The 25,726-nt window shown below is 52.8% G+C and carries 30 protein-coding genes; 20 read left to right on the forward strand and 10 right to left on the reverse strand.

The annotated features are described in order from the left end of the window. Positions 1–20: 20 nt before the first annotated feature. From waaA to coaD, 3 genes are read left to right on the forward strand one after another with little or no spacing between them, the layout of a single operon-like run. On the forward strand, positions 21–1,295 hold the full coding sequence (gene waaA / locus PW844_RS05040) for a lipid IV(A) 3-deoxy-D-manno-octulosonic acid transferase (protein WP_299448550.1): 1,275 nt from the start codon (positions 21–23) through the stop codon (positions 1,293–1,295). After that, complete coding sequence (locus tag PW844_RS05045) at positions 1,295–2,071, forward strand: glycosyltransferase family 2 protein (RefSeq protein WP_299448552.1); 777 nt, start codon at positions 1,295–1,297, stop codon at positions 2,069–2,071. The genes waaA and PW844_RS05045 overlap by 1 nt, the downstream gene beginning before the upstream one ends. After that, the gene (coaD, locus tag PW844_RS05050; protein ID WP_299448554.1) at positions 2,068–2,553 is read left to right on the forward strand and encodes a pantetheine-phosphate adenylyltransferase; all 486 of its coding nucleotides are present in this window, start codon (positions 2,068–2,070) and stop codon (positions 2,551–2,553) included. Before PW844_RS05045 ends, coaD begins: the two co-directional genes overlap by 4 nt. On the opposite strand, the gene mutM is transcribed toward coaD, so the two are convergent. The 4 genes from mutM to radC all read right to left on the reverse strand — a co-directional run bounded on the left by mutM (position 2,550) and on the right by radC (position 4,742). Then, the gene (mutM, locus tag PW844_RS05055; RefSeq protein WP_299448556.1) at positions 2,550–3,359 is read right to left on the reverse strand and encodes a bifunctional DNA-formamidopyrimidine glycosylase/DNA-(apurinic or apyrimidinic site) lyase; all 810 of its coding nucleotides are present in this window, start codon (positions 3,357–3,359) and stop codon (positions 2,550–2,552) included. The two genes, coaD and mutM, sit on opposite strands and share 4 nt — an antisense overlap. A gap of 69 nt (positions 3,360–3,428) precedes the next feature. Next, positions 3,429–3,596 carry a 50S ribosomal protein L33 gene (rpmG, locus tag PW844_RS05060; protein WP_001051798.1) on the reverse strand — a complete coding sequence of 56 codons (168 nt, stop codon included), beginning with the start codon at positions 3,594–3,596 and terminating at the stop codon, positions 3,429–3,431. 11 nt (positions 3,597–3,607) lie between these two features. Beyond that, positions 3,608–3,844 carry a 50S ribosomal protein L28 gene (rpmB, locus tag PW844_RS05065; RefSeq protein WP_013511031.1) on the reverse strand — a complete coding sequence of 79 codons (237 nt, stop codon included), beginning with the start codon at positions 3,842–3,844 and terminating at the stop codon, positions 3,608–3,610. Between the two features lie 244 nt (positions 3,845–4,088). Continuing rightward, entirely contained in the window at positions 4,089–4,742 is a 654-nt protein-coding gene (gene radC, locus PW844_RS05070; protein WP_299449066.1) for a DNA repair protein RadC, read from the reverse strand. A 194-nt stretch (positions 4,743–4,936) separates the two neighbouring features. Here radC and coaBC point away from each other — a divergent pair, with 194 nt between their 5' ends. From coaBC to slmA, 3 genes are all read left to right on the forward strand, one after another. Continuing rightward, positions 4,937–6,157, forward strand: coding sequence for a bifunctional phosphopantothenoylcysteine decarboxylase/phosphopantothenate--cysteine ligase CoaBC (gene coaBC / locus PW844_RS05075; protein ID WP_299449069.1), 1,221 nt, complete (start codon positions 4,937–4,939; stop codon positions 6,155–6,157). Next, positions 6,135–6,593 (forward strand): dUTP diphosphatase, encoded by a 459-nt coding sequence (gene dut / locus PW844_RS05080; protein ID WP_299449072.1) that lies wholly within the window; start codon positions 6,135–6,137, stop codon positions 6,591–6,593. Before coaBC ends, dut begins: the two co-directional genes overlap by 23 nt. Before the next feature lie 116 nt (positions 6,594–6,709). Then, positions 6,710–7,306 carry a nucleoid occlusion factor SlmA gene (gene slmA / locus PW844_RS05085; protein WP_299449075.1) on the forward strand — a complete coding sequence of 199 codons (597 nt, stop codon included), beginning with the start codon at positions 6,710–6,712 and terminating at the stop codon, positions 7,304–7,306. A gap of 44 nt (positions 7,307–7,350) precedes the next feature. On the opposite strand, the gene pyrE is transcribed toward slmA, so the two are convergent. Both pyrE and rph read right to left on the reverse strand, forming a co-directional pair. Further along, entirely contained in the window at positions 7,351–7,992 is a 642-nt protein-coding gene (pyrE, locus tag PW844_RS05090) for an orotate phosphoribosyltransferase (protein ID WP_084877978.1), read from the reverse strand. 49 nt (positions 7,993–8,041) lie between these two features. After that, positions 8,042–8,758, reverse strand: a complete 717-nt coding sequence (gene rph / locus PW844_RS05095; RefSeq protein WP_084877981.1) for a ribonuclease PH — start codon at positions 8,756–8,758, stop codon at positions 8,042–8,044. Positions 8,759–8,904: 146 nt separating this feature from the next. On the opposite strand from rph, the gene PW844_RS05100 reads away from it, so the two are divergent. Beyond that, positions 8,905–10,089 carry a nucleoside transporter C-terminal domain-containing protein gene (locus tag PW844_RS05100; RefSeq protein ID WP_299449153.1) on the forward strand — a complete coding sequence of 395 codons (1,185 nt, stop codon included), beginning with the start codon at positions 8,905–8,907 and terminating at the stop codon, positions 10,087–10,089. A gap of 31 nt (positions 10,090–10,120) precedes the next feature. Here the strand turns inward: PW844_RS05100 and PW844_RS05105 are convergent, their stop codons facing one another. Then, positions 10,121–10,564: a DUF3574 domain-containing protein gene (locus tag PW844_RS05105; protein ID WP_299449081.1), complete on the reverse strand. Its 444-nt coding sequence runs from the start codon at positions 10,562–10,564 to the stop codon at positions 10,121–10,123. A gap of 150 nt (positions 10,565–10,714) precedes the next feature. Between PW844_RS05105 and PW844_RS05110 the strand changes: the two genes are divergently transcribed. The 3 genes from PW844_RS05110 (at position 10,715) to PW844_RS05120 (ending at position 13,076) form a co-directional block, all read left to right on the forward strand. Beyond that, positions 10,715–11,578 (forward strand): YicC/YloC family endoribonuclease, encoded by an 864-nt coding sequence (locus PW844_RS05110; RefSeq protein ID WP_299449083.1) that lies wholly within the window; start codon positions 10,715–10,717, stop codon positions 11,576–11,578. A 416-nt stretch (positions 11,579–11,994) separates the two neighbouring features. Further along, entirely contained in the window at positions 11,995–12,477 is a 483-nt protein-coding gene (locus tag PW844_RS05115; RefSeq protein ID WP_299449085.1) for a type VI secretion system tube protein Hcp, read from the forward strand. A gap of 17 nt (positions 12,478–12,494) precedes the next feature. Further along, a complete protein-coding gene (locus PW844_RS05120; RefSeq protein WP_299449088.1) occupies positions 12,495–13,076 on the forward strand; it encodes a glycoside hydrolase family 19 protein in 582 nt (193 codons plus the stop codon). Positions 13,077–13,107: 31 nt separating this feature from the next. On the opposite strand, the gene PW844_RS05125 is transcribed toward PW844_RS05120, so the two are convergent. Continuing rightward, positions 13,108–13,644 (reverse strand): hypothetical protein, encoded by a 537-nt coding sequence (locus PW844_RS05125; RefSeq protein ID WP_299449091.1) that lies wholly within the window; start codon positions 13,642–13,644, stop codon positions 13,108–13,110. A gap of 461 nt (positions 13,645–14,105) precedes the next feature. Here PW844_RS05125 and lpxP point away from each other — a divergent pair, with 461 nt between their 5' ends. The 4 genes from lpxP (at position 14,106) to PW844_RS05145 (ending at position 18,342) form a co-directional block, all read left to right on the forward strand. Then, positions 14,106–15,029: a kdo(2)-lipid IV(A) palmitoleoyltransferase gene (lpxP, locus tag PW844_RS05130; RefSeq protein WP_299449093.1), complete on the forward strand. Its 924-nt coding sequence runs from the start codon at positions 14,106–14,108 to the stop codon at positions 15,027–15,029. Between the two features lie 167 nt (positions 15,030–15,196). Further along, positions 15,197–16,618, forward strand: a complete 1,422-nt coding sequence (locus PW844_RS05135) for an efflux transporter outer membrane subunit (RefSeq protein ID WP_299449095.1) — start codon at positions 15,197–15,199, stop codon at positions 16,616–16,618. 73 nt (positions 16,619–16,691) lie between these two features. Next, entirely contained in the window at positions 16,692–17,834 is a 1,143-nt protein-coding gene (locus PW844_RS05140; protein WP_299449155.1) for an alanine racemase, read from the forward strand. Positions 17,835–17,946: 112 nt separating this feature from the next. Beyond that, positions 17,947–18,342: a polyketide cyclase gene (locus tag PW844_RS05145; RefSeq protein WP_299449098.1), complete on the forward strand. Its 396-nt coding sequence runs from the start codon at positions 17,947–17,949 to the stop codon at positions 18,340–18,342. On the opposite strand, the gene PW844_RS05150 is transcribed toward PW844_RS05145, so the two are convergent. Next, positions 18,331–18,492 (reverse strand): hypothetical protein, encoded by a 162-nt coding sequence (locus tag PW844_RS05150; RefSeq protein WP_299449100.1) that lies wholly within the window; start codon positions 18,490–18,492, stop codon positions 18,331–18,333. The genes PW844_RS05145 and PW844_RS05150 overlap by 12 nt on opposite strands. 286 nt (positions 18,493–18,778) lie before the next feature. On the opposite strand from PW844_RS05150, the gene PW844_RS05155 reads away from it, so the two are divergent. The 3 genes from PW844_RS05155 to PW844_RS05165 all read left to right on the forward strand — a co-directional run bounded on the left by PW844_RS05155 (position 18,779) and on the right by PW844_RS05165 (position 20,721). Continuing rightward, on the forward strand, positions 18,779–19,045 hold the full coding sequence (locus tag PW844_RS05155; protein ID WP_299449102.1) for a hypothetical protein: 267 nt from the start codon (positions 18,779–18,781) through the stop codon (positions 19,043–19,045). A 75-nt stretch (positions 19,046–19,120) separates the two neighbouring features. Beyond that, on the forward strand, positions 19,121–19,768 hold the full coding sequence (locus PW844_RS05160) for an oligosaccharide flippase family protein (protein WP_299449104.1): 648 nt from the start codon (positions 19,121–19,123) through the stop codon (positions 19,766–19,768). A gap of 335 nt (positions 19,769–20,103) precedes the next feature. Beyond that, complete coding sequence (locus tag PW844_RS05165) at positions 20,104–20,721, forward strand: trimeric intracellular cation channel family protein (RefSeq protein WP_208716941.1); 618 nt, start codon at positions 20,104–20,106, stop codon at positions 20,719–20,721. On the opposite strand, the gene ligB is transcribed toward PW844_RS05165, so the two are convergent. Further along, the gene (gene ligB, locus PW844_RS05170) at positions 20,602–22,404 is read right to left on the reverse strand and encodes an NAD-dependent DNA ligase LigB (RefSeq protein WP_299449107.1); all 1,803 of its coding nucleotides are present in this window, start codon (positions 22,402–22,404) and stop codon (positions 20,602–20,604) included. The two genes, PW844_RS05165 and ligB, sit on opposite strands and share 120 nt — an antisense overlap. A 241-nt stretch (positions 22,405–22,645) precedes the next feature. Between ligB and gmk the strand changes: the two genes are divergently transcribed. From gmk to spoT, 3 genes are read left to right on the forward strand one after another with little or no spacing between them, the layout of a single operon-like run. Continuing rightward, positions 22,646–23,269 carry a guanylate kinase gene (gene gmk, locus PW844_RS05175; protein ID WP_084878013.1) on the forward strand — a complete coding sequence of 208 codons (624 nt, stop codon included), beginning with the start codon at positions 22,646–22,648 and terminating at the stop codon, positions 23,267–23,269. Between the two features lie 54 nt (positions 23,270–23,323). Continuing rightward, positions 23,324–23,599, forward strand: a complete 276-nt coding sequence (rpoZ, locus tag PW844_RS05180) for a DNA-directed RNA polymerase subunit omega (RefSeq protein WP_016191359.1) — start codon at positions 23,324–23,326, stop codon at positions 23,597–23,599. A gap of 20 nt (positions 23,600–23,619) precedes the next feature. After that, positions 23,620–25,725 (forward strand): bifunctional GTP diphosphokinase/guanosine-3',5'-bis pyrophosphate 3'-pyrophosphohydrolase, encoded by a 2,106-nt coding sequence (gene spoT / locus PW844_RS05185; RefSeq protein ID WP_299449114.1) that lies wholly within the window; start codon positions 23,620–23,622, stop codon positions 25,723–25,725. Position 25,726: the final 1 nt, after the last annotated feature.

The raw sequence follows: 25,726 nt of genomic DNA on the forward strand, positions 1-25,726 counted from the left end.
AACCTGTCGTAACGATAACTATGACGACTCTATACACAGCCCTGCTCTATCTGATCCAGCCTTTTATCTGGCTGCGCCTGTGGCTGCGCGGTCGAAAAGCCCCGGCCTATCGTAAGCGCTGGGCGGAACGCTATGGCTATTGCAGTGGCAAGGTCGAGCCGAACGGTATTGTGCTGCATTCCGTCTCGGTGGGAGAAACCCTCGCCGCCGTTCCGCTGGTGCGTGCGCTGCGTCACCGCTATCCGACCCTGCCGATCACCGTCACCACCATGACCCCGACGGGTTCAGAGCGCGCACAATCGGCATTTGGTAAAGACGTGCATCACGTCTACCTGCCGTACGACCTGCCGGGTGCCATCAATCGCTTCCTTGATACGATCAACCCACGGCTGGTGATCATCATGGAAACCGAGCTGTGGCCGAACATTATTCGTATTCTGCATCAGCGCCAGATTCCGCTGGTGATTGCCAACGCACGTCTGTCCGAACGTTCCGCCAAAGGCTACAAGAAGCTGGGTGGCTTTATGCGCGACCTGCTGCAAAGTATCACGCTGATTGCTGCGCAGAATGAAGAAGATGGTGACCGTTTTCTCAGCCTTGGGTTGAAGCGCTCGCATCTCGCGGTGACCGGTAGCCTAAAGTTTGATATTTCCGTCACACCAGAACTGGCTGCCAAAGCTGTCACACTGCGTCGTCAGTGGGCACCGCGTCGTCCGGTGTGGATCGCCACCAGCACCCACGATGGTGAAGAAGCGATTGTGCTTGATGCACATCGCCGTCTGCTGGCGCAGTTCCCTGATTTGCTACTGATTCTGGTGCCACGTCATCCGGAACGTTTTAAAGATGCCTGTGAACTGACGCAAAAACGCGGTTTCAGCTTTACGTTGCGCAGCAGCGGCGAAATCCCATCCAGCGCTACCCAGGTGGTGATTGGCGATACCATGGGTGAACTGATGCTGTTGTATGGCATTGCCGATCTGGCCTTTGTTGGCGGCAGCCTGGTGGAACGTGGCGGGCATAATCCACTCGAACCCGCTGCTCACGCTATTCCGGTCCTGATGGGTCCGCACATCTGGAACTTCAAAGATATCTGCGCCAGGCTGCAACAGGCCGAGGGGCTGATTACGGTTACTGATGTCGTGTCGCTGGAGAAAGAGGTCGCCAACCTGCTACAGGATGATGACTACCGCCGTTATTATGGCCGCCACGCGGTGGAAGTGCTGCACCAAAACCAGGGCGCATTACAGCGTCTGCTACAGTTACTCGAACCCCATTTACCGCCGCGAGCCCACTAATGTCGCAACGCCAACGCCTCTCCGTGGTAATGATCGCTAAAAATGAAGCTGCATTGCTGCCGGAGGCATTGGCCTCCGTTAGCTGGGCGGATGAGATCATTGTGCTGGATTCCGGTAGCCATGATGCGACCCCAGACGTCGCCCGCCAGCACGGTGCGCAGGTTTATCAGGCCGAAGCCTGGGCCGGGTTTGGCAAACAACGTCAGCGTGCACAGGCGAAAGCCAGCGGCGATATGATTCTGATGATCGATGCCGATGAGCGTGTCACCGCGCCGCTGCGCAGTGCTATCGAGCAGGTTCTGCAACAACCTCCGGCAAACACCGTTTATAGCCTGAGCCGCAGCAACCTGTTTCTTGGGCGTTTTATGCGCCATAGCGGCTGGTATCCGGATCGCGTGATGCGTCTCTATCCACGCCATCTGAGCTACAACGACAATCTGGTGCATGAGTCGCTGGAAACCCAGGGCGCACCCGTGGTCGTCCTGCCGGGTGATTTACAGCATCTCACCTGCCGCGATTTGGTGGCGTTCCAGCGTAAGCAGCTGAATTATGCCGAAGCCTGGGCGCAGGAGCGTTTTCAGCGTGGTAAACGGTGCGGGCTGTTCTCCATCTTTAGCCATACATTGGGCGCCTTCCTGAAAACCCTGCTGCTGCGTGCAGGTTTCCTTGATGGTAAACAAGGCTGGATTCTGGCGGTGGTCAACGCACAGTACACCTTCAACAAATATTCGGCGCTCTGGGCGCTGCATCACACCTCAACACAAGGCCGCGTATGAGCACCAAAGCGATTTACCCCGGCACTTTCGATCCCTTTACTCTCGGCCATATGGATATTGTCACGCGCGCAGCACAGATGTTTGACCACATCGTGGTCGCGATTGCCGCCAGCCCGAGTAAAAAACCGCTGTTCAGCCTTGATGAGCGTGTTGATATGGCACGCCAGGTCACGGCTCATCTGGGTAATGTTGAGGTGATTGGTTTCAGCGACCTGATGGCAAACTTTGCCAAAGCGCAGCAGGCTAACGTGCTGGTACGTGGTCTGCGAGCGGTGTCTGATTTCGAATATGAGCTACAGCTGGCGCAAATGAATCGCCATCTGCTCCCCACCCTCGAAAGCGTGTTTTTGATGCCGTCGGAAGGGTTCTCGTTTGTCTCTTCTTCGCTGGTCAAAGAAGTGGCGCGTCACCAGGGGGATGTGCAGGCATTTCTGCCTGCCGTGGTCCATCAGGCGCTGCTCAGCAAGCTGGCGCAGCCTTAATGCTGGCAGCGCGGACACCAGAAGGTGCTGCGTTGCCCATGCTTCCCACTGACGATTGGCGTGCCACAGACACGGCATGGCTCGCCAGCCCGACCATATACCTGTAATTCCTGAGCAAAATAACCGGGCTTACCGTCGGTTTGCAGAAAATCACGCAGCGTGGTGCCGCCCTGTTCAATCGAACGCAGCAGCACAGCCTTAATGGTATTTGCCAGCAGCATGGCTTCTTCTTTGCTCAGACTCATGGCCGGACGATCGGGAATGATCCCGGCAGTGAACAACGATTCGCTGGCGTAAATATTACCGACGCCCACCACTACTTTGTTATCCATCAGCCACTGCTTAATCACCGTGCGTTTGCCGCGCGATTTTTCAAACAGATAGTCGCCATCAAAATCATCGCTCAGCGGTTCAGGACCGAGATGCGCTAGTACACTGCTGCCCGCTAAGTCGTTACTCCACAGCCAGGCACCAAAACGGCGTGGATCGGTGTAGCGCAGCACTTTGCCGTTGCTCATCACCAAATCAACGTGGTCATGTTTCGCTGCGGGCATTTCGCCAGGCAACATACGCAGGCTACCGGACATGCCGAGGTGAATGATGATCCAGCCTGTGGGCAACTCCAGCAGCAGATATTTCGCGCGACGCTGCACGCTCAGAACCGGCTGGTCGCTCAGCGCATGGATTTCACTGGAAACCGGCCAGCGCAGACGGGAATTGCGTACGACGGCGTGCAGAATGGTTTCGCCCACCATGTGGGGCTCGATACCGCGTCGGCTGGTTTCTACCTCTGGTAATTCAGGCATCTCATCTCCTCAACGAACCGCAGAAACAAAAAACCCGGCCGAAGCCGGGTTTTTCGCAGAACACTAAAATTACTTAATTTTAGCTTCTTTGTAGATCACGTGCTGACGTACAACCGGATCGAACTTTTTCAGTTCCAGTTTCTCAGGTTTAGTACGTTTGTTCTTCGTGGTGGTATAGAAGTGACCTGTACCAGCAGAGGAAACCAGCTTGATCTTCTCACGAATACCTTTAGCCATGATTCAGTTCCTTAGTACTTCTCACCACGGGCGCGGATTTCGGCCAGAACCGTATCGATGCCCTTCTTATCAATAACACGCATACCTTTAGCAGATACACGCAGAGTAACGAAGCGCTTCTCGCTCTCAACCCAGAAACGGTGTGAGTGCAGGTTCGGCAGGAAACGGCGTTTCGTCGCGTTCAATGCGTGGGAACGGTTGTTACCGGTCACCGGACGCTTTCCAGTTACCTGGCAGACTCGTGACATGTCTATTCTCCAAAAATCAAATCAGCTCGAGCTTTAAAAACATAGGTTTTGGCCGCCTCGTCAGGCCTTAGCCCGCCCAGGCGAGTTCCATGTGAACCCGCTAAGCTGGCCCAAACGCCAAACCCGAGATTCTCAAAGGTGGCGTAGTATACGCCGGTCAGCGCTGGTGCTCAAGTCCCGAACAAATAAAGATCCCTCTGGATCGGGTAAAAACACACCGTTTCTTCAAGTTTAGCGCCCAAAATTACAGCCAGCCACGCTCAGCAAAAGAGATAAACTCGCCGTGACCGATCACCAGATGATCAAGCAATCGGATATTCAGCAACGAACACGCTCTGGTGATTCTTTCGGTAATTTCACGGTCAGCCCGGCTGGGTTCGGCAGAACCTGAGGGGTGATTATGCGCCAGAATCACCGCAGCCGCGTTGAGTTTTAGCGCCTCACGTACAATTTCGCGAGGATGGACTTCAACGCTGCTTATCGAACCGGAAAACATTTTCTGCGCCTGCAATACACGGTGCTGATTATCGAGAAAAAGTACCATAAAGATTTCTCGTTCCTGATGTGCCAGCACACTTTGCAGATAGTGATGCGTGACCTGAGGATTATCCATCACATTTTCACGCGCCAGCTGGCTGGCAAAAAAACGCCTGGCCGTCTCAGCCACTGCCTGAAGCTGCGCCATCTTGGCCATACCAACACCCTTAACACCTGCTATCTCCTCTTTGCTGGCACTCATTATGCCGTACAAAGAGCCAAATTCATTCAGCATCTGCCGCGCCAGCAGCATCACGCTGACGCCACATGAACCGGTACGCAAAAAAATCGCCAGCAGTTCCTCATCATCTAATGCTTCAGCCCCATGTAACGCCAGCTTCTCTCGTGGTGCCAGTTCCATTTTCACCTCCTCTCCCCTGCATAGCGACTATCCTGCTTGCCTGGCACAATGAAAACCAGAGAGTTAAAGACGTTTTCAGAGCCGCCTCGCAAAGGCCGCAGGCAGTGGAAAAGGGGACCTGGCGATTTTGTGGTAAAGTTGCTGCATCTGTCGTGCCGGGCCACGGCAACCTGCTTTGAGTTGAGGCGATTAAAATGACGGGATTAGCTGGAAAGAAAATTCTGCTGGGGGTCAGTGGCGGCATCGCCGCTTATAAAGCGCCGGAATTGGTGCGACGCTTGCGCGATCGCGGTGCCGATGTGCGTGTGATGATGACGGAGGCGGCCAAAGCCTTTATCACGCCACTCAGCCTGCAAGCGGTGTCCGGTTATCCGGTGTTTGACGATCTGCTCGACCCGGCGGCTGAGGCCGCGATGGGCCATATCGAGCTGGCAAAATGGGCAGACCTGATTGTGCTGGCCCCCGCCACCGCCGATCTGATTGCCCGCGTTACCGCAGGCATGGCTAATGACCTGGTCACCACCACCTGTCTGGCGACGGCGGCCCCCATCGCGGTGGTACCCGCCATGAACCAGCAAATGTATCGCGCTGCCGTGACTCAGGAGAATCTGCAACGTCTGCATGCGCGTGGCGTACTGATTTGGGGGCCAGACAGCGGCAGCCAGGCTTGTGGCGATATCGGCCCTGGTCGCATGCTCGACCCGTTGGCCATTGTGGCACATGCGCTGGAATGGGCGTCGCCCGTCAACGATCTGCAACATCTCAACATTATGATCACCGCCGGCCCGACCCGTGAGGCGCTGGATCCGGTACGCTACATCACCAATCACAGCTCGGGCAAAATGGGTTTTGCCATTGCTGCCGCAGCGGCAAAACGTGGCGCGAAAGTGACGCTGGTGGCCGGACCGGTTACGCTGCCGACGCCGGCATGGGTGCAACGTGTTGATGTCACCACCGCTCAGGAGATGGAAGCGGCGGTGATGGCGCAAATCAGCCAACAACATATTTTCATTGCCAGCGCAGCCGTGGCAGACTACCGGGCGGCAAATATTGCCGCGGAGAAAATCAAAAAACAGGGTGGCGATGATAACGTCACGCTGCAACTGGTGAAGAACCCCGACATCGTGGCCGGTGTGGCAGCACTCAAAACAGGGCGACCTTATGTCGTCGGGTTTGCCGCCGAAACCCGTAATGTGGAAGAATACGCGCGGCAAAAACGGGTACGAAAAAATCTCGACCTGATTTGCGCCAACGATGTGGCAAAAGCGGGCCAGGGGTTCAATAGCGACACCAATGCTCTTCACCTTTTTTGGCAGGAAGGAGAGAAAGTCTTACCGCTCAGTGATAAGACGCTCCTTGGCCAACAATTATTAGACGAGATTGTCAGCCGTTATGATGAAAAAAATCGACGTTAAGATTCTTGATGCGCGTGTGGGAACCGAGTTTCCACTGCCAACTTATGCAACCTCGGGTTCAGCCGGACTGGATTTACGCGCCTGTCTGGATGAAGCGCTGGAAATCACCCCAGGCAGCACCGTGCTGGTGCCAACCGGCCTCGCCATCCATATTGGCGATCCCAGCCTTGCCGCAGTGATTCTGCCGCGCTCCGGCCTCGGTCATAAGCATGGCATCGTGCTGGGTAACCTGGTCGGTCTGATCGACTCAGATTACCAGGGGCAACTGATGGTTTCGGTATGGAACCGTGGTCAGGAAAGCTTCACTCTCCAGCCGGGCGACCGTCTGGCCCAGCTGGTATTCGTGCCCGTGGTTCAGGCTGAATTCAATCTGGTGGAAGATTTTGACGCCAGCGTGCGTGGCGCGGGCGGCTTCGGTCACTCTGGCCGTCAGTAACACGCGCTTTTCGCTCACGCCTCTGCCCTTTTTCTTTTCCGCTCTGTGTGCACTGGACACCGGGCAGAAGTGTGAGTGTTGCCTGTTTTTGGTGAATTTCAGGGGTCTTGAAGGTCATGGCAGAAAAAAAGGTCGCGAAACGGAACCGACGCGAAGAAATTTTGCAGGCACTGGCGCAAATGCTGGAGTCAAGCGATGGCAGCCAGCGTATCACCACCGCGAAACTGGCGGCGAATGTAGGCGTTTCTGAAGCGGCGCTTTATCGTCACTTTCCCAGCAAAACGCGTATGTTTGACAGCCTGATCGAGTTTATTGAAGACAGCCTGATTACGCGCATCAATCTGATCCTGAAAGATGAAAAAGAAACAGAAGCACGCCTGCGTTTAATCGTGCAACTGATTCTGGGATTTGGTGAGCGTAATCCAGGGCTGACGCGTATTCTGACGGGCCATGCGCTGATGTTCGAACAGGATCGCCTGCAGGGGCGCATCAATCAGCTGTTCGAACGTATTGAAGTGCAGCTGCGTCAGGTGATGAAAGAGAAGAAGATGCGTGATGGCGAGGGCTTCCAGACCGATGAAACCCTGCTTGCCAGCCAGCTACTGGCCTTTTGCGAAGGGTTGCTGTCGCGCTATGTTCGCTCTGAATTTCGCTATCGTCCCACGGCGGATTTTGATATCCGCTGGCCGTTGCTGGCGGCGCAACTGGTATAACCGGGCTTATATTGTAACGGCGCGATAAATCGCGCCGTTAGTCATTAAATCCCATACTCTTTACGATACGCACGCACCTTCGCCAGGTGGTCCGCCATCTCCGGTTTCTCTTCCAGATAATCAATTAACTCGGCCAGAGTAATAATCGCCGTCACCTTACAGCCATAATCGCGTTCCACTTCCTGAATCGCGGAGATATCGCTGCGGCCTCGCTCCTGGCGATCAAGGGAAATCAGCACGCCAGCCAGGGTGGCGTTGTGAGCATTGATGATATCCATGGATTCACGAATCGCGGTACCGGCGGTGATAACGTCATCCACCAGCATCACTTTCCCCTGCAACGGGCTACCAACCAACAAACCACCTTCGCCGTGATCTTTCGCCTCTTTGCGGTTAAAGCAGTAAGGCACATCGCGGTCATGGTGATCGGCCAGCGCGACGGCCGTGGTCGTGGCAATCGGGATGCCTTTGTAGGCCGGGCCAAACAGCAGGTCAAAATCAACCCCACCGTCCACCAGCGCCTGAGCGTAAAAACGGCCTAATAACGCCAAATCGCGCCCGGTATTAAACAGACCGGCATTGAAGAAATAAGGACTTTTGCGCCCCGATTTCAGGGTGAACTCACCAAACTTCAATACCCCTTTGTTCAGGGCGAACTCAATAAACTGACGCTGCCAGGCTTTCATTTCTCACTCCTCAAATAAAGAAAAGGCGACTCTGTGGTCGCCTGTTACATCAATCTGCTAACGCCGCTTTCTGCGTCTGAATCAGCTGCTCAATCCCGCCGCGCGCCAGCGCCAGCAACTCCAGCAACTCTTCATGACTGAATGGCTCGCCTTCTGCGGTGCCCTGCACTTCAATCATGCGGCCATCTTCCAGCATCACCACGTTCATATCGGTCTCAGCGGCGGAGTCTTCCACGTACTCAAGATCGCAACGGGCTTCGCCTTCAACGATGCCAACAGAAATGGCGGCAACCATGCCTTTTAACGGGCTGGCTTTCAGTTTGCCATCGGCCACCAGCTTATTCAGCGCATCAGCCAATGCCACACAGGCACCGGTAATGGACGCGGTGCGCGTGCCACCGTCAGCCTGAATCACGTCACAATCCAGCGTGATGGTGTATTCGCCCAGCGCCTGCAAATCCACTGCAGCACGCAGTGAGCGGGCGATCAGACGCTGAATCTCCAGCGTGCGACCACCCTGCTTACCTTTGGCCGCTTCACGCGCCATACGGCTGTGAGTAGAACGCGGCAGCATACCGTATTCGGCTGTTACCCAGCCCTGCCCCTGACCTTTGAGGAAACGCGGTACGCCTTCGTCAACGGTGGCAGTGCACAGCACTTTGGTTTCGCCGAACTCAACGAGAACCGAGCCTTCGGCATGTTTGGTGTAGTGACGAGTGAGGGTGACGGGACGCACCTGGTTGACGTGTCGGCCTGCTGGACGCATGGTTTCTCTCCGGCTTACTTAGGTTTGGCTGCGCATTATACGGACTTCCTCCGCGGCTGTCCTGTCCTGCGGCGGCACAATCACAGATGAAATTCTGCCCGCACTGTGGCTAAATGCGCGCTTTCCCTCTTAAAAAAAGATAAATGATGACAGCGATACTCCATTTCCTGCTGGCGCTGGTGGTGATCTTTGCCCTCGCGCTGCTGGTCAGTCATGACCGCAAACAAATTCGTCCGCGTTTTATTATTCAATTGCTGCTGGTGGAAGCAGCGCTGGGCTGGTTTTTCCTGCACTCCGCCAGTGGCCTGGCGGTGGTTAGCTCCGTCGGTGGCTTCTTCGAAACCCTGCTGACGTTCGCCGCACAGGGCAGCGATTTCGTGTTTGGTGGCATGAGCAAACAGGGCCTCGCATTTATTTTCCTCGGCGTACTTTGCCCGATTGTGTTTATTTCTGCGCTGATCGGCATTCTGCAACACTGGCGCATTCTGCCGCTGCTAATTCGCCTGGTGGGCACCCTGCTGTCGAAGGTCAACGGCATGGGCAAGCTGGAATCTTTCAATGCCGTCAGCACATTGATTCTTGGTCAGTCAGAAAACTTCATCGCCTATAAAGGCATCCTGGGTGATATTTCCGCACCCCGCCTCTACACCATGGCAGCAACGGCAATGTCTACCGTGTCGCTCTCCATCGTTGGCGCGTATATGACGATGATTGAAGCGAAATATGTGGTTGCCGCGCTGCTGCTGAATATGTTCAGCACTTTTATTATCCTGTCGATCATCAATCCGATGCGAGCACAGGACGAAGAACATATCGCGCTGGATAAGCTGCATGAAGATCAGAGCTTTTTTGAAATGTTGGGCGAATACATTCTCGCCGGTTTCAAAGTGGCGATGATTATTCTGGCGATGCTGATTGGCTTTATTGCCCTGATTGCTGCCGTGAACGCGCTGTTCGCCGTCGTATTTGGCTACAGCTTCCAGCAGTTACTCGGTTATGTGTTTTATCCGTTTGCCTGGTTGATCGGCATTCCATCGGCCGATGCCTTGCAGGCAGCCAGCATCATGGCGACCAAATTGGTGGCGAATGAATTTGTGGCTATGGTCGAGTTGAAGAAAGTAGCTGCAGAGATGACGCCACGCGGTCTGGGGATTTTGTCGGTGTTCCTGGTGTCGTTCGCCAACTTCGCCTCAATCGGCATCGTTGCCGGTGCGATTAAAGGGCTGAACGAAGCGCAGGGTAATGTTGTATCGCGGTTTGGCTGGAAACTGGTATACGGTTCAACGCTGGTCAGTTTGCTTTCGGCGGCCTTTGCCGGATTGTTTATCTGATAAATAATGGCGACCCTGAGTCGCCATTTTCTTAGAAGCCAACGCAAACCAGGCCATCAACACGCATCACCGATTCCTGACTGAAGCGTTTTTTGTAGATATCGCGCAATGCGTTGATGTTGTCTGAGCTGGCGCGATCTGGCGTATGAATCAGCATCAGCGCTTTGCTGTTTTCACGCGCCAGCTTGCCATTCTCCCCCAGCCACTGCCCTTTCGCGTTATAGACTGAGAGCCCATCTTTGAAACGCGGCGTCACATCACTATCGACAAAGTGTTGCCACTCCTGCTCACTCACCGTCCCCCCCTGTGGCTTACTCATGCCGAACCACAATGTGGTCTGCATCATCATGTCACCACCGGCACAAACCGGCATTGGCGTACTGGTCGGTGCCGATTGCGTTATTGTGGTGGGATGCGTCTGGCAGCCTGCCAGCAGCAATGCCAATGCAAAAGATGTGATAAATTTTGTTGCCATACAGATTTCCCTGAACTGAATGCCCGTCGCTATCATAGGTCTCTGGTACGAAAAGGCCAGTGCTTAGCGCCTGTATTGCAGGCTTTTACCTGTCATGCCAAAGCGTACCTCGCTATAATTCACTAAATTTTCTTCACACGAGTATCGCTTATGATCCGTAGTATGACCGCTTATGCACGTCGCGAAGCCAAAGGCCACTGGGGCAGCGCCGCCTGGGAGCTACGTTCCGTTAACCAGCGCTACCTTGAAACCTACATCCGCCTGCCGGAGCAGTTCCGTAGCCTGGAGCCAGTGATTCGCGAGCGCATCCGCAATCGGCTGACGCGCGGCAAGATCGAGTGCAACCTGCGTTTCGATGCTGATCCAGGTTCACAAGGCGAACTGATTCTGAACGAATCGCTGGCAAAACAGCTGGTTCAGGCGGCTAACTGGGTCAAATTGCAGAGTGATGAAGGTGCAATCAATCCGCTGGATATCCTGCGCTGGCCGGGCGTGATGTCCGCCAAAGAGCAGGATCTCGACGCCATCAACGCTGAACTGCTGGCGGCACTGGACGGTGCGCTGGATGACTTTATCACCGCACGTGAAACAGAAGGCGCTGCGCTGAAAACGTTGATCGAACAACGTCTTGATGGCGTAAGCCATGAAGTTAGCAAAGTGCGGACGCAAATGCCGGAAGTACTGAAGTGGCAGCGCGAGCGTCTGGTCACCAAATTGGAAGAAGCCGAAGTCCAGCTGGAAAACAATCGTCTGGAGCAGGAACTGGTGATGATGGCACAGCGCATTGATGTGGCTGAAGAACTGGATCGCCTCGATGCACACGTAAAAGAAACGTTCAACATCCTGAAGAAGAAGGAAGCGGTCGGCCGTCGCCTCGATTTTATGATGCAGGAGTTCAACCGCGAATCGAATACGCTGGCATCAAAATCAATTAACGCTGATATCACGGCGTCCGCGATTGAGCTGAAAGTGTTGATCGAACAGATGCGTGAGCAGATTCAGAATATCGAATAAGAAATTACAGAGTATTGATAACTCAAACCCACTTTTTAGTGGGTTTTTTATTTTAAATGAAACGAGTAACCTTACCTGCCAGGAAAAATAAAAAATCAACACCAGACATATGTTTCATTCAACCAGAAGTGATACCCGACTGATAAATTCATGACAAACTCATGAACCAAAAAAAATAAAATTAATTATTAAAATTAACGAAAAAACCCTGACAACACAGAAACAAGGCTCCGCAGATAGTAATCGAATATTTTACCGCACATCATATTCAGACAAATATCAAGGAAATCAGCAATCTCATAACCCTTGCTGGAGTCTGACACCTGAAATACCATCACAGGCCGAAGGTGACTTTTATATTCACCTGTCCATCATATTTAGTCTCAACGCGTTTATTAATAAAAAGGAGTTTAAGCATGGCATCAAGCTTATTTATGCGCGTCGATGGTATCAGCGGCGAATCTCAGGATGCAGATCATCAGGGCTGGACCGATATTCTGTATTTTACCTGGGGAGCATCCCAACCTGGCAATATGCATACCGGAGGAGGCGGAGGGACTGGAAAAGTGAGTTTTAAAGATCTCAGCGTGGTGGCCTACATTGATCGCGCCACACCTCCGCTATTGAAATATTGCGCCAGTGGCAAACATATCAGCAAAGTGGAAGTCGTCAGCTGTAAAGCAGGTGGAACGCAGATGGAATATTGCCTGATCACGCTGGAGGATGTGCTGATGACCGATATTAATTTCAGCGGCAGTCAGGGACCAGACGGTATAGCTATGCGCTACGGCTTTCAGGCAGCAAAAATCAATTATGCCTATTGGGAGCAGGCTGCCAACGGCGGGAAAGGCCCGCAGACCTCTACGGGCTGGAACATCAAGGAAAACCGCGAGATCTGAAAAGGAGATTCACGCACATGAACATCCAGATTACCCCGGAATTGCTTCACAGAATCGCTCAGCCCTACAGGAGCAACCTGCAAAAGCGGGACGCCCAGAACGCCAATATTCAGGGACTTGCTCCGGCGATGAACTGCTGGTTTCCAGCTTATAGCATCACAACAAAACTTCGTGTAGCGCATTTTTTGGCGCAATCCTGCGTAGAAACAGCTGACTTTACCGCTATGACGGAGTACCCCGCACGCGGCGGTAAAGAATATGAACCTGATACACGAGCCGGACAGCGGGTGGGCAACCACTATCCCGGCGATGGTCCGAAGTATATCGGCAGAGGGTTACTACATCTGACCGGACGCGATAATTACCAGAAATTAAGCCGAAAATTAGATGAAAATCTGGTTGAATATCCTGAGAGGGTTGCCAGTGATTATTCACTGGCAGTCAGAACCGCTTGTGAATTTTGGGATTCGAAGGGGTTAAACAGTTATGCTGACCTGGATGACTTTGACACTATAACGTATAGGGTAAACGGTGGTCATAATGGCAAGGAGCATCGGGAACAGGCATTACGCAGAATCAAAAAAATACTACACCTTTAGCAAATAAAAGGGGCATCGCCCCTTTTATTCTTTATCGGGAAGAAAAGTCATATGTATGACCTTCAATGGTATCAGAAATTACATATATTTTTTCCAAATCCACCCCACAGGCTTGAGCTTCTTTATCATCTTCAGGCCAATTACCCTTGGCCACCGCTGAGTAATATTCAGCGATTGCCTTAAACCCTTTACTGGATTCAATAAGATAATATTGTCTGTATAAATCCATCTTCAGGTACTGAACCTTCATGCCGCTTTTTTCAATATCAGTTGATGAGAAACCGTCTCTTTTCGCCCGTCGATACATCAATCGTTCAGCTTCTTCTTTACTTATTTTTTCGGATGAGAGACGGATGATTTTTCTGGTGACACCCTTACCAATAAGTTCTTTAAAATATTTATTTAGTGTCAACGATGTTCCGGATTTTTCATTAAGGCTATCAGTAATACCGCCCACTATTCTTGCATCCGTATCCCTCGAACAGTCAGGCCCGGTAAATACTTTCTCCGCCGCCTGGCCCGTGCCTGAAAGCACCAGCAGCATAGCTATCAACATACCCTTTTTCATTTCCTATAATCCCTCATAGTAGACCGGACTCAAGAATACCATCCACTAACGCGCATTTCTGTGCTCATCGCCCCACGCTTTGTCTGGCCTTTGTGCGAAATCAGCCGTGTTTCTATTCGCTAGTCGATTTTTTTTCATCGCGCAACGTAAATAATACGTAAAGATACGTACCCATCCATGTCCTTATGGTACATTTTTTCTCCGCTTCGCTTACGCTAAGAATCACCCGAATAAAGCATAATACACTGTAAATTAAGATAAATTTTTATATCCTCACCTGAATTATTCGTGAAAATCCCCTGTTCTATGAATCCGATCAATCATCTGGATTGCAGACTTTAGGTTTCTTTGGGGGCACTATTTGCTAATCTTCCGGTCAAAAGTAAGACTGCTGTACCGCCCTTGGGAACTCATGGACCTGCTTCTTTGTGCGATACATTCACTTATCACATGAAGGCGCTATGAAAAAAACCGGGCAATTCTGCTCTAAACTCCTCCACCCACGCTACTGGTTTACCTGGTTTGGGCTGGGTGTGTTGTGGCTGCTGGTGCAGCTTCCTTATCCGATACTGATTCGTCTTGGCGCTACCGCGGGCAAGCTGTCACGACGCTTCCTGAAACGCCGCGAGCGCATTACCCGTCGCAACATTGAATTGTGCTTCCCACGCATCAGCGAAGAAGAAAAAGAGCTGATGATTGCGGGCAACTTTGCCTCGCTGGGCATGGCGCTGGCGGAAACCGGCATTGCCTGGTTTTGGTCCGACCGCCGGGTGCGTCAGTTGTTCCAGGTCAGTGGCATGGCTAACCTGCATACGGCACAGAACCATAAACGTGGCGTGATGGTTATTGGCGTGCATTTCATGTCGCTGGAGCTGGGAGGTCGCATCACCGGGTTGTGTCAGCCAATGATGGCGATGTACCGCAAACACAACAATCAGGCAATGGAATGGGCGCAAACCAAAGGCCGCATGCGTTCTAATAAAGCCATGATTGATCGTCGCGATCTGCGCGGCATGGTGCAGGCGCTGAAACAAGGCGAAGCGGTATGGTTCGCACCGGATCAGGATTACGGTCCGAAGGGGAGCGTGTTTGCTCCTCTGTTCGCTGTAGAGAAAGCCGCCACCACTAACGGTACCTTTGTGCTGTCGCGCTTGGCTCGTCCGGCGATGCTAACTATCGTGCTGATTCGTAATCCGCAGAAAAATGGCTACCAGCTGATCATCCAGCCGGAACTGGAAAACTATCCGCATGACGATGAGTCCGCCGCCGCTGCCTACATGAATAAAGTGATCGAGCGCGAAATTCTGCGTGCGCCGGAGCAATATCTCTGGCTGCATCGCCGTTTCAAAACCCGCCCACCGGGTGAAGCATCGCTCTACGTCTGATCGAATGCAGCAGGCTGCGGCCTGCTGATTTACCTGCCAAAAACATTTAACAACCATTCTTAACGAAAAACAGGTTTGTCAAATTTTGCACAGCCTTTTGTAATGGTCACCATTTCCTCTTCCTGACCAAACATATGACTCTGTTTTTTTCTTCACCGCGGCGAGCAATGCTCGCAATTGCTGTTGCCAGCGCGCTGCTGGCAGGTTGTGCTAATCCTCATGGCTTACATACCAGCAACCACATGCTTGATGCCAATAGCTTACAGGCACAAGACACATTGAAAAATGCGCATCTTAGCGCTGCCAACTGGCCGAAAACGCAGTGGTGGCAGAGCTTTGGCGATCCTCAGCTTAATCACCTGATTGGTGATGCGATGGCCTCCAGCCCGGACTTGCAGGTGGTAAACGCCCAGGCTGATAAAGCCAATGCGCAGGTTATTGCCGCCAACGCAGAACGTTATCCGGATGTTGACCTCAATGCCGGTATCACCCGTTCACGCATCGCAAAAGTGGACGACCCACTGCTGCAGGGCAAAAGCTATAGCACACTGCGCACTGCCAATGTTGGCCTGAGCTACACCTTTGATTTATGGGGCGGGAAGAAAGATGCCGCTGAAGCTGCACTTGGTCAGGCTCGCGCCAGCGAGCTGGATCGTCAGGCCAGTCAGCTAACTCTGGCCGCTAACGTAACGCGCGCCTGGAACAACCTCAATCTGGCCTGGACCAATGCCGACCTGGCAAAACAGGCCGCCGATCGTGCCAACGGCATTGCTAAAATCCAGCGGCAATATGTTGCTGCCGGACTGACGTCGGACTATCAATACAAGCAGGCGCTGTCACAGCAAAAAACCGCCGAAGCAACCCTGACTGAAGCGCAGCAGAACGTGACTGATGCGGGCATACAGCTTTCCATCCTGATCGGCAAAGGTCCGGATTACTGGCATAACCTGAAACCAGCTAAACTGAATGTCCCGACTGCGGCCCTGTTGCCGGGTAGCATTCCCGCGGATTTGCTGGGCCGACGCCCGGATGTGGTGGCTGCACGCTGGCGTGTAGAAGCATCGGCGAAAGACATTGCCGCGACCAAAACCGAGTTCTATCCCAACATCAACCTGGTGGCGGAAGCCGGGACACGTTCGCTGCTGGGCGATGCCTTGTTCGGTGCACCGAGTCGCTTCTTTAATGTCGGACCCAGCCTGTCACTGCCGATTTTCGATGCCGGTAAACGCCGCGCTGATTTAGCTGAAAGCAACGCCAACTGGGATCTGGCTGTCGCGCAGTACAACAAGTTGTTGATCAGCTCACTGGGTAATGTCAGCGATACCATCACCCAGTTGCAGTCCATTCAGGACCAGTTGGCCCAGCAGGAAAGCGCCGATCAGCTGATTCACAGTTCCTGGGACGACCTGAATCGTGAATATGCGGCGGGCCTGCGTCCTTATCTTGACGTGCTGACCATTCAGAATCAGTTAATCGAATCTGACCAGAAGCTGGCTGCGCTGAAAGCTCAGCAGATCAATCTGGCGGTGGTGTTGATAGAAGAGCTGGGTGGCGGGTTCCAGAACAGCGAGACTGCACCACACAGTTAAGCGCATGACTGGCATTCTGCCGCGCGATGATGAATGATGGTCCGCTCAGTGGATTAACCTGCGGACAATCATGATGGAACACGATGCTGAGGCTGGCTGGTTGCGGCCTCTTATTGCTGACAGACTTACCCCCTTTCTGGAAATTGATGCAGCGCGACTGCTAAAGAATCTCCAGCAGATGCAACAAAAAGCCGAGGCGGCTGGTGTTGCGCTACGGCCTCATATCAAAACCCATAAAAGTGTCTGGATCGCCCGGCAACAACGCGCTCTTGGCGCTCGCGGTATTACGGTTTCCAAACCGAGCGAAGGGGTGGCTTTTATTTTAGGCGGAGAGCGTGACCTGCTGCTGGCCTACCCGATTGTGTACGCCGAGACCCTGACAGAGTTGCTGCAGGTCGCGGCGGAGAATCAGGCACGGATTATCTGCATTGCCGATAGCCTGAGTGGCGTGGCGGCAATTGCTGCGGCGCACCAGCAGCAGCCGTCTGCTGATCTGGCTATCGCCATCAAAGTGGATGTTGGATTGCATCGCGTGGGGGTTGATCCTCATAGTGATGCCGCTCTGACACTGGCCGCAGCCATCACCGATGCGCATCTGCCGTTCGCCGGACTGGTTTCCCACGCTGGCCACGCCTACGGTGCCGGTCATCCGGCTGCCATCGGTGAGGTCGCCCTGGAGGAAATCGCGCTGATGCGTGATGTTCAGCAACGTCTGATTGCTGCGGGGTTTGCTCCCTGTCCTGTCTCCGTCGGCTCTACACCTACGGCTCTGGCAGCCCCGGTGGCGCCAGGGACGGCTGAAATCCGTCCGGGAAACTATGCGCTGCTCGATCTGACGGCATGGCGTTTAGGGTTGTGTTCACCGGATGCACTGGCATTAAGCGTGGTCACCCGTGTTGTGGCGGTAAACCCGCATTACGCCATTATTGATGCCGGGTCCAAGATGCTCAGTTCAGATAAAGGCCCGCATGGCACCAATGCCAGCGGCTTCGGTATCGCGGTTGATGAACAGGGTAACCAGTTTGAGGTGGTGAAACTGTCGGAGGAACATGGATTCCTGCAATTCGGCCAACAGGCTCCGTCACCCGGCACGCTATTACGCATCTTCCCCAACCATAGCTGCGCCGTGGTTGCGCAGTCCGACCGCTTTGTGTTGCGCCATGCTGACGGCCAGGCTGAAGTGCTGAATATAGAAGGACGCGGCAAGTTCATTTAACCGCTGCGCTTTTTCCGGAAACACCTTCTGCACCACACTTCCAGAACCGGGCCGTTTCCAGCCCGGTTTTCACATGCTTTAATGCCTCTTTGTTCGCTCAACAGGAGGTCCCATGCTGCCATCTCAGACTGTGACTCTGACCATTCCACGTAACTGGTTAGATTTATATGAAACCATCTGGAAACCTGAGTTTTTCGCAAAATGGGCGAGCGGGCTAAGTAGCAGCACGCTAACGCAGGAAGGGAATGTCTGGAAAGCCAAAGGACCGGAAGGCACGGTGAAGATTCGTTTTACACCGTATAACCCCTTTGGCGTGATGGATCACTGGATTGATACCGGCATCGGTAAAGAGATCTATATGCCTATGCGGGTGATTGCTAATGAACAGGGTGCCGAGGTGGTGATGGTGGTTTATCGCCAGCCACTGATGTCTGATGAGAAGTTTGCACAGGATGTGACCTGGGTTAAACGTGATCTGGGTAACCTACTTCACTTATTAACCCATTAGAATCAATAAATTATAAACGATCACCCACTTAGGTTTAAGTTGGTCGTAATCGGCACGATTAAACAATTTTTTTACAGCAAAGCGTTTAATAGTTCCGTACTTTTTATGGCTGCCTTCCCTGCTAATCACCAGTCTGGCTAACGGTTCCATACCAGGAAAATTCCTGGTGTGGAAGCCAGCGACCTGGCCCAGCCTCGCTGATTTTTCATCGTTTTTTTGAGCAGAGCAAATTGATGCTTTTAGTCGGTCAGAGCAATGACAAAAAAGACTAATAAATAATACATCGCTGCGCTTATATATACTGATGCAAAGTCTGAAACCATTTATTCCTGAGTCTCATTTATAGGAGTTTTCTTATGGTGTTAATTTAAATAAAACACGGTATAACTCCCTTACACACAGCAGCACTTAATAATAACAACAGCAGGGTAATAACATGGACCGCTCAACCTATCCTTTATTGTCAGAAAAAGAATTCGTTGAGATAGCCAGACGGATTCTGGTTGGAGAATATAATAATGAAAAAGGATTTTATTGTGATCTGGCGGATTTCCTCCTGACCGGAGGCGATACTGCCCTGACACAAAAACAATTACACACCAGGGGCATCTTTTTAAGTTCAGAACATCATTTAATTGAATGCATCATTACATGGCAATCGCTGAAAGGCATTTCAGGATTGCGCCAGGATTCGCTGCATTGATGAAATCTGTGCTCTGGCCTTGCTGCCCGGGCGACCCTCAATTTGCACTGGTACATGTACCATAACGAGCAGATTATGACGATACGAGAAAGAAGCCTGACCGGCCCAACCAAGTGGTCAATATTGTCATCAATTAAAATTGTCGGTATTGGTGTATTACAACTGTCCCTTCTGGCACAAATACTACAGGCAAATGAATTAAATTTACTTGCGATCGCTATCGCTTGTTTATTGGTTATTGATACGTTATCCGATCGTGGATTTGGTAACTCAGCCATCAGAAACCAGAATTTAAGCGAAAGCGATCTCTCCGTATTATATTGGGGCAATGTATTATTCGGATTGTTAATTTTCGCCGTACTGTTTATTGGTAGTGATATTTTTAGCCGCATGATGAACCAACCAGAGTTGGCAGTTATGCTGGAAATGATCTCGGTAATTTTTATCATTATTCCCCAGGGGCAACATTATCGCGCCATATTACAACGGGAAAAACAATTCACACGGATTGCGTTTACGGAAACATCATCGGTGCTGGTGGGTTTGGGCGTGACGCTGTTCACCGTCTGGCTGACACCCTCTGTGCTGTGCGCCATCTGGGGCTACCTCGCGATGGTTTCAATCCGCATGCTGGTCTACTGCTACTACGGCCGCTCCTGGTTTCAGCCAGAGTACCGTTTTAGCCTGAAAAGCTTCGCCGATGTGCGAGCAAGAAACGGATAATAAAAACAAGTCTGTATGGTGGGCTCTGGGCATCTGAGAAGATGCGTTCGCGTGCTGCTAGCCAGCACGCTTTTTTCTTTTCTCTCTGCCACCACTTTTCCTCATAACCACTCAGGCAAAGGCCGACAATCACCATTCCCCCTGCTTCAGAGTTCGAAACTCGCATCATTTTTTATAATGCGAATATGAAACCACCACTCATCTAACCGCAAAAAATAAGCCCAATCACGCTACCATTATCAAATAAGCTAATCCGATGAGGCTGTTTTAGAAAATCTCAGTGGTCTACACTCTGGGAAATCTTTAGCCTTGCCGCCAATCATCTGGAGTGCTCTATGCTGTTAACCGTTCTCTACATTATTGGTATCACCGCCGAAGCGATGACCGGCGCGCTGGCGGCGGGCAGGCGAAAAATGGACCTGTTTGGTGTCATAATTATCGCCTCCGTCACAGCCATCGGTGGCGGTTCAGTACGCGATATCCTGCTCGGCCATTATCCGCTGGGTTGGGTCAAGCATCCCGAATACATCATGATTGTGGCCGCTGCTGCCGTGGTGACGACGGTGGTGGCCCCGCTGATGAATCACCTGCGTAAAGCTTTTCTGGTACTGGATGCCCTGGGCCTGGTAGTCTTTTCCATCATTGGTGCTCAGGTGGCGCTGGACGGCGGCCATGCCGCGGTAATTGCCGCCATCAGCGCGGTGATTACCGGAGTATTTGGCGGCGTACTGCGCGATATGTTCTGCAACCGCATTCCGCTGGTGTTCCAGAAAGAGCTGTATGCCGGTATCGCGTTCGCTTCTGGTTGGCTCTATATCCTGCTGCTGAAAACCTCACTGGCGAATGAGGTGGTGGTGATCATCACCCTGCTGTTTGGTTTTATCGCTCGCCTGCTGGCGCTGCGTTTCCGTCTCGGCTTGCCCATTTTCAACTACCCCCACCCCGATCATTGACGCACCTGCGGGGATGTCCTGTTGCTGCAGGAAAGTAATGAGTTGCTGCAGGTGTTGATCCTGCAGCATCGCCACCAGCCGCTGTGCCAGAGTGCTGCCTATACCTGGTAATTGTTGCCAGCTCTCAGCCGTTCGCGCCTGTAACTGCTGCCACTGACTGTCGGGCATGGCCTGCAATGCCGCACGGGGTATCGGTAAACCCAATGCAATCACCCATCTGCGCAGAGGTTGATGTCGCGTCAGATTAAAGCGGTGCCAGATTTGCTGTGCGCGTGCCGCTGAAATCCCCGCCACCTGCGAGATTTGTTCTGGCGTGAGTTCCAGCCAGGAAAACAGATGCGTGATAGTTCCGCTGTCCATCAGACGTTGCCAGCTGCTGCGATGTACACCATGAATATTCAATACAGATTTCTCGCCGAGCCAGCTCAGACGCGAAAGGAATTGCGCACGGCAGGATGTATTGAATGTCAGACATGTAAGTTCGTTAAACTCCCCACTTTGCGGCGCTGGCGGATACTCACGCTGCGCCACGCGCCATATCACCCGTTCGATACGTGGAATACCCAACCCGGCGAGAGTCAGTGTGACCTGATCTCCTGCAATCACATCCAGCTCACGCCAGCGTCGCAGCGACCCGAGATTGACCCGGCGTACGGTTTTATCATCCAGCTGTACCGGGATAAGGTTTAGCACTACCGCGATTTTCCCGGTACGTCCGACATTGAACTCCACGGAGCGGACTTCACTGCTGACCTCTGCGGGTTGATACTTCCACGCCGCAGACCAGTCCCCCATCCCAGGTTGCCAGTCTCGCCCCCTGCGGCCAGGTGACTGGTGGATCACAATACCATCCGTCACGAACGGCAACGCCCCGTGAAACCAGCGATCACGCCAGCTTTCGACATCGTCCTCATCATGGACAGGTTCGCTCCAGCGCTGCGACAGACCAAATCCCCAGCGCGATAATTGCGTCAGCCGTTCCTCCATGGTTGCCGGGCCATCCGGCCAGGCCCAGACAAAAACATCCAGCTGAGCCAGTAGCGGGCTTGTTTCGCGACGCATCATCGCGCCCGCAACCTGCGCACGGGCATTCCTGCCACCGTCACGCGCCTGTTGATGATCGTTCATTTGCAGGAACAATTCCCCCTGCAGCACCACCTCCTCCTGCGTTGTGTTGATGTGTTGAGGAATGGCCGGAATCTGTGTGGCCTTCTCATGCCAGTCTTCACCTCGCCAGCCATCTCCCCGGCTCACCATCGATACCAACTGTCCCTGCCGATAAACCAGGGTGATAGCCACACCATCAACCTTCGGTTGCACCCACAGATCGGACTTACCCTGCATCCAGTCAACAACGGCTCGCTTGTCACGCAGTTTGCGTAAGCCGGTGTGCGCCACCTGATGCTGCGTACTGCCATCCGTTGTGGGGTGGGCAACATAAGCGTCCTGAGAGGATGTGAAACAGTGCTGCCAGCTCTGTAATCGTTGCTGCAAACTGTCGTAATCGGCATCACTGACCAGATTTTGTCCCTGCCGGTAATACGCATCATCCCAGTGGCGCAATTGGGTTTGTAACCGGGACATCTCCTGCCCGGCACGCACCGGCGACCAGCCGGGGCAAACCGCCTGAGCCGACAATCCCGCGCTGAATAGCCACAACAGCCAGACGCTGTATCCTTTCATTTTTGCTCTCCTTTTTTCGCCATTGGAGAGCATGGCGCGTTTGCCTGCCAGCGCTGAAAACGAATTATGGAGGTGACATTCCGCCGTTTTTTTATCCGCTTACAGCGATGAACAATAGTCCTGGTGCCGTCTCACAAAAAAAGAAATGCGCCAGACGCAGCGGCAAACGCTGCGTGGCAGGCGTAAGCCGTGTATACTGTGCAGGAAATCGACTCCGCTCTTTACTCAATTCAAGATAACCATGGCTCAAGGCACGCTCTATATTGTTTCCGCCCCCAGCGGTGCGGGTAAATCCAGCCTGATTCAGGCGCTGTTAAAGACACAGCCGTTGTACGATACGCAAGTGTCTGTTTCCCATACCACCCGTGGCGTGCGTCCCGGTGAAGCTCATGGTGAACATTACTTTTTCGTATCGAAACCGGAATTTGAAGCCATGATTGCCGAGGATGCCTTCCTTGAGCATGCGGAAGTATTTGGCAACTATTACGGCACCTCACGCGCCGCCATTGAGCGAGTGCTGGCAACCGGTGTTGACGTGTTTCTCGATATCGACTGGCAGGGTGCACAGCAAATCCGCAAGAAAATGCCTGCTGCACGCAGCATTTTTGTGTTGCCCCCCTCGACTGAGGAACTGGATCGCCGCCTGCGTGGCCGCGGCCAGGATAGCGAAGAGGTTATTGCCCGCCGTATGGCACAGGCCGTGGCTGAAATGAGCCACTATGCCGAATACGATTATTTAATTGTGAATGATGATTTCGATCTGGCGCTGTCCGATCTGAAAACCATTATTCGCGCAGAACGTCTGCGTATGAGTCGCCAGAAATCGCGACATGATGCTTTAATCAGCAAACTATTGGCAGTCTGAATTCACTTTCAGTATTATGCCCAGTCATTTCTTCATCTGTGGAGTAGCACACCTATGGCACGCGTAACCGTTCAGGACGCAGTAGAGAAAATTGGTAACCGTTTTGACCTGGTGTTGGTCGCTGCACGTCGTGCACGTCAGATGCAGGTAGGCGGCAAAGATCCGCTTGTTCCGGAAGAGAACGATAAATCCACCGTTATCGCCCTGCGCGAAATCGAAGAAGGCCTGATCACTAACCAGATTCTGGATGTCCGTGATCGTCAGGAACAGCAAGAGCAGGAAGCCGCTGAGTTACAAGCCGTTACCGCTATCGCTGAAGGTCGTCGTTAACAGCACTCTGCAGGTCAACCTTGTATCTGTTTGAAAGCCTCAATCAACTGATTGAAAAATACTTGCCCGAGGAGCAGATCAAGCGCCTCAGGCAAGCTTATCTTGTCGCACGTGATGCTCACGAGGGACAAACTCGTTCCAGCGGTGAGCCTTATATCACCCATCCTGTTGCCGTTGCCTGCATTCTGGCCGAGATGAAACTCGACCACGAAACGCTGATGGCGGCATTACTGCACGATGTTATCGAAGATACCCCCGCCACTTACCAGGATATGGAACAGCTGTTTGGCAAAAGCGTTGCCGAGCTGGTGGAAGGCGTATCAAAACTCGATAAGCTGAAGTTCCGCGACAAGAAAGAAGCCCAGGCTGAAAACTTCCGCAAAATGATCATGGCAATGGTGCAGGATATCCGCGTCATTCTGATCAAACTGGCTGACCGCACCCACAATATGCGCACGCTCGGCGCACTGCGACCGGATAAACGCCGTCGTATTGCCCGGGAAACCCTCGAAATTTATAGCCCACTGGCTCACCGTCTCGGTATTCATCATCTGAAAACTGAGCTGGAGGAGTTGGGTTTTGAAGCGTTGCACCCGAACCGCTATCGGGTCATCAAAGAGGTGGTTAAAGCGGCGCGTGGTAACCGTAAAGAGATGATTCAGAAGATCCTTTCTGAAATCGATGGCCGTCTGCAGGAGGCGGGAATTCCCTGTCGCGTCAGTGGTCGTGAGAAACATCTCTATTCGATTTACCGCAAAATGCACCTAAAAGAGCAGCGATTTCACTCGATCATGGATATTTACGCCTTCCGCGTTATCGTGAAAGATTTAGATACCTGTTATCGCGTGCTCGGTCAGATGCACAGTCTGTACAAACCGCGTCCTGGACGCGTCAAAGATTACATCGCAATCCCCAAGGCTAACGGCTATCAATCGTTACATACTTCAATGATTGGCCCGCACGGCGTGCCGGTTGAGGTACAAATCCGTACGGAAGATATGGATCAGATGGCGGAAATGGGGGTTGCTGCACACTGGGCCTATAAACAGGCCGGTGAAAGTGGCACCACCGCGCAGGTGCGTGCTCAGCGCTGGCTGCAAAGCTTGCTGGAGCTGCAACAGAGCGCGGGAAGCTCCTTCGAATTTATTGAAAGCGTGAAATCGGATCTCTTCCCGGATGAGATCTATGTATTTACGCCCGAAGGTCGCATTGTCGAATTGCCGGCAGGTGCGACACCGGTCGACTTTGCCTATGCCGTGCATACCGATATCGGCCATGCCTGCGTCGGCGCACGTGTTGACCGTCAGCCATACCCGCTGTCACAAGCGCTGACCAGCGGCCAAACTGTCGAAATCATTACTGCGCCAGGCGCTCGCCCTAATGCGGCCTGGCTCAATTTTGTCGTCAGCTCCAAAGCCCGTGCCAAGATTCGTCAGTTGCTGAAAAACCTCAAGCGTGAGGATTCAGTCAACCTGGGTCGCCGCCTGCTCAGCCACGCGCTGGGGGGCAGCCGCAAACTGGCCGAAATTCCTGCGGAGAATATTCAGCAGGAACTGGAGCGTATGAAGCTGACCAGCTTCGATGATTTGCTGGCGGAAATTGGCCTCGGTAACGCCATGAGCGTCGTTGTGGCGAAAAATCTGCTGCAATCGGGTGCCGAACCGGTCAGCAACAGTAAACGTAAGAAGCTGCCGATTAAAGGCGCTGACGGCGTGCTGATCACCTTCGCGAAATGCTGCCGCCCGATTCCTGGCGATCCGATCGTCGCACACGTCAGTCCGGGTAAAGGACTGGTGGTGCATCACGAATCCTGCCGTAATATTCGCGGTTACCAGAAAGAACCGGAGAAATTCATGCCGGTTGAATGGGATAAAGTGACCGACCAGGAATTTGTCGCCGAAATTAAGGTGGATATGTTCAACCATCAAGGCGCGCTGGCTAACCTGACTGCGGCGATCAACACTGCCGGTTCCAACATTCAAAGCCTCAATACCGAAGAACGAGACGGTCGCGTGTATAGCGCCTTTATCCGCCTGACCGCGCAGGATCGCGTCCATCTGGCTAACATTATGCGTAAAATCCGCGTAATGCCGGATGTGATTAAAGTTCACCGAAACCGTAATTAGT

It is taken from the genome of Pantoea sp. (assembly GCF_028283705.1).
Taxonomy (GTDB): domain Bacteria; phylum Pseudomonadota; class Gammaproteobacteria; order Enterobacterales; family Enterobacteriaceae; genus Pantoea.

Excerpts from the sequence above, each read along its gene's own strand:
- waaA (WP_299448550.1), top strand. The coding sequence starts at position 21 with ATGACGACTCTATACACAGCCCTGCTCTATCTGATCCAGCCTTTTATC.
- PW844_RS05045 (WP_299448552.1), top strand. The coding sequence starts at position 1,295 with ATGTCGCAACGCCAACGCCTCTCCGTGGTAATGATCGCTAAAAATGAA.
- coaD (WP_299448554.1), top strand. The coding sequence starts at position 2,068 with ATGAGCACCAAAGCGATTTACCCCGGCACTTTCGATCCCTTTACTCTC.
- mutM (WP_299448556.1), bottom strand. The coding sequence starts at position 3,359 with ATGCCTGAATTACCAGAGGTAGAAACCAGCCGACGCGGTATCGAGCCC.
- rpmG (WP_001051798.1), bottom strand. The coding sequence starts at position 3,596 with ATGGCTAAAGGTATTCGTGAGAAGATCAAGCTGGTTTCCTCTGCTGGT.
- rpmB (WP_013511031.1), bottom strand. The coding sequence starts at position 3,844 with ATGTCACGAGTCTGCCAGGTAACTGGAAAGCGTCCGGTGACCGGTAAC.
- radC (WP_299449066.1), bottom strand. The coding sequence starts at position 4,742 with ATGGAACTGGCACCACGAGAGAAGCTGGCGTTACATGGGGCTGAAGCA.
- coaBC (WP_299449069.1), top strand. The coding sequence starts at position 4,937 with ATGACGGGATTAGCTGGAAAGAAAATTCTGCTGGGGGTCAGTGGCGGC.
- dut (WP_299449072.1), top strand. The coding sequence starts at position 6,135 with ATGATGAAAAAAATCGACGTTAAGATTCTTGATGCGCGTGTGGGAACC.
- slmA (WP_299449075.1), top strand. The coding sequence starts at position 6,710 with ATGGCAGAAAAAAAGGTCGCGAAACGGAACCGACGCGAAGAAATTTTG.
- pyrE (WP_084877978.1), bottom strand. The coding sequence starts at position 7,992 with ATGAAAGCCTGGCAGCGTCAGTTTATTGAGTTCGCCCTGAACAAAGGG.
- rph (WP_084877981.1), bottom strand. The coding sequence starts at position 8,758 with ATGCGTCCAGCAGGCCGACACGTCAACCAGGTGCGTCCCGTCACCCTC.
- PW844_RS05100 (WP_299449153.1), top strand. The coding sequence starts at position 8,905 with ATGACAGCGATACTCCATTTCCTGCTGGCGCTGGTGGTGATCTTTGCC.
- PW844_RS05105 (WP_299449081.1), bottom strand. The coding sequence starts at position 10,564 with ATGGCAACAAAATTTATCACATCTTTTGCATTGGCATTGCTGCTGGCA.
- PW844_RS05110 (WP_299449083.1), top strand. The coding sequence starts at position 10,715 with ATGATCCGTAGTATGACCGCTTATGCACGTCGCGAAGCCAAAGGCCAC.
- PW844_RS05115 (WP_299449085.1), top strand. The coding sequence starts at position 11,995 with ATGGCATCAAGCTTATTTATGCGCGTCGATGGTATCAGCGGCGAATCT.
- PW844_RS05120 (WP_299449088.1), top strand. The coding sequence starts at position 12,495 with ATGAACATCCAGATTACCCCGGAATTGCTTCACAGAATCGCTCAGCCC.
- PW844_RS05125 (WP_299449091.1), bottom strand. The coding sequence starts at position 13,644 with ATGAAAAAGGGTATGTTGATAGCTATGCTGCTGGTGCTTTCAGGCACG.
- lpxP (WP_299449093.1), top strand. The coding sequence starts at position 14,106 with ATGAAAAAAACCGGGCAATTCTGCTCTAAACTCCTCCACCCACGCTAC.
- PW844_RS05135 (WP_299449095.1), top strand. The coding sequence starts at position 15,197 with ATGCTCGCAATTGCTGTTGCCAGCGCGCTGCTGGCAGGTTGTGCTAAT.
- PW844_RS05140 (WP_299449155.1), top strand. The coding sequence starts at position 16,692 with ATGGAACACGATGCTGAGGCTGGCTGGTTGCGGCCTCTTATTGCTGAC.
- PW844_RS05145 (WP_299449098.1), top strand. The coding sequence starts at position 17,947 with ATGCTGCCATCTCAGACTGTGACTCTGACCATTCCACGTAACTGGTTA.
- PW844_RS05150 (WP_299449100.1), bottom strand. The coding sequence starts at position 18,492 with ATGGAACCGTTAGCCAGACTGGTGATTAGCAGGGAAGGCAGCCATAAA.
- PW844_RS05155 (WP_299449102.1), top strand. The coding sequence starts at position 18,779 with ATGGACCGCTCAACCTATCCTTTATTGTCAGAAAAAGAATTCGTTGAG.
- PW844_RS05160 (WP_299449104.1), top strand. The coding sequence starts at position 19,121 with ATGACGATACGAGAAAGAAGCCTGACCGGCCCAACCAAGTGGTCAATA.
- PW844_RS05165 (WP_208716941.1), top strand. The coding sequence starts at position 20,104 with ATGCTGTTAACCGTTCTCTACATTATTGGTATCACCGCCGAAGCGATG.
- ligB (WP_299449107.1), bottom strand. The coding sequence starts at position 22,404 with ATGAAAGGATACAGCGTCTGGCTGTTGTGGCTATTCAGCGCGGGATTG.
- gmk (WP_084878013.1), top strand. The coding sequence starts at position 22,646 with ATGGCTCAAGGCACGCTCTATATTGTTTCCGCCCCCAGCGGTGCGGGT.
- rpoZ (WP_016191359.1), top strand. The coding sequence starts at position 23,324 with ATGGCACGCGTAACCGTTCAGGACGCAGTAGAGAAAATTGGTAACCGT.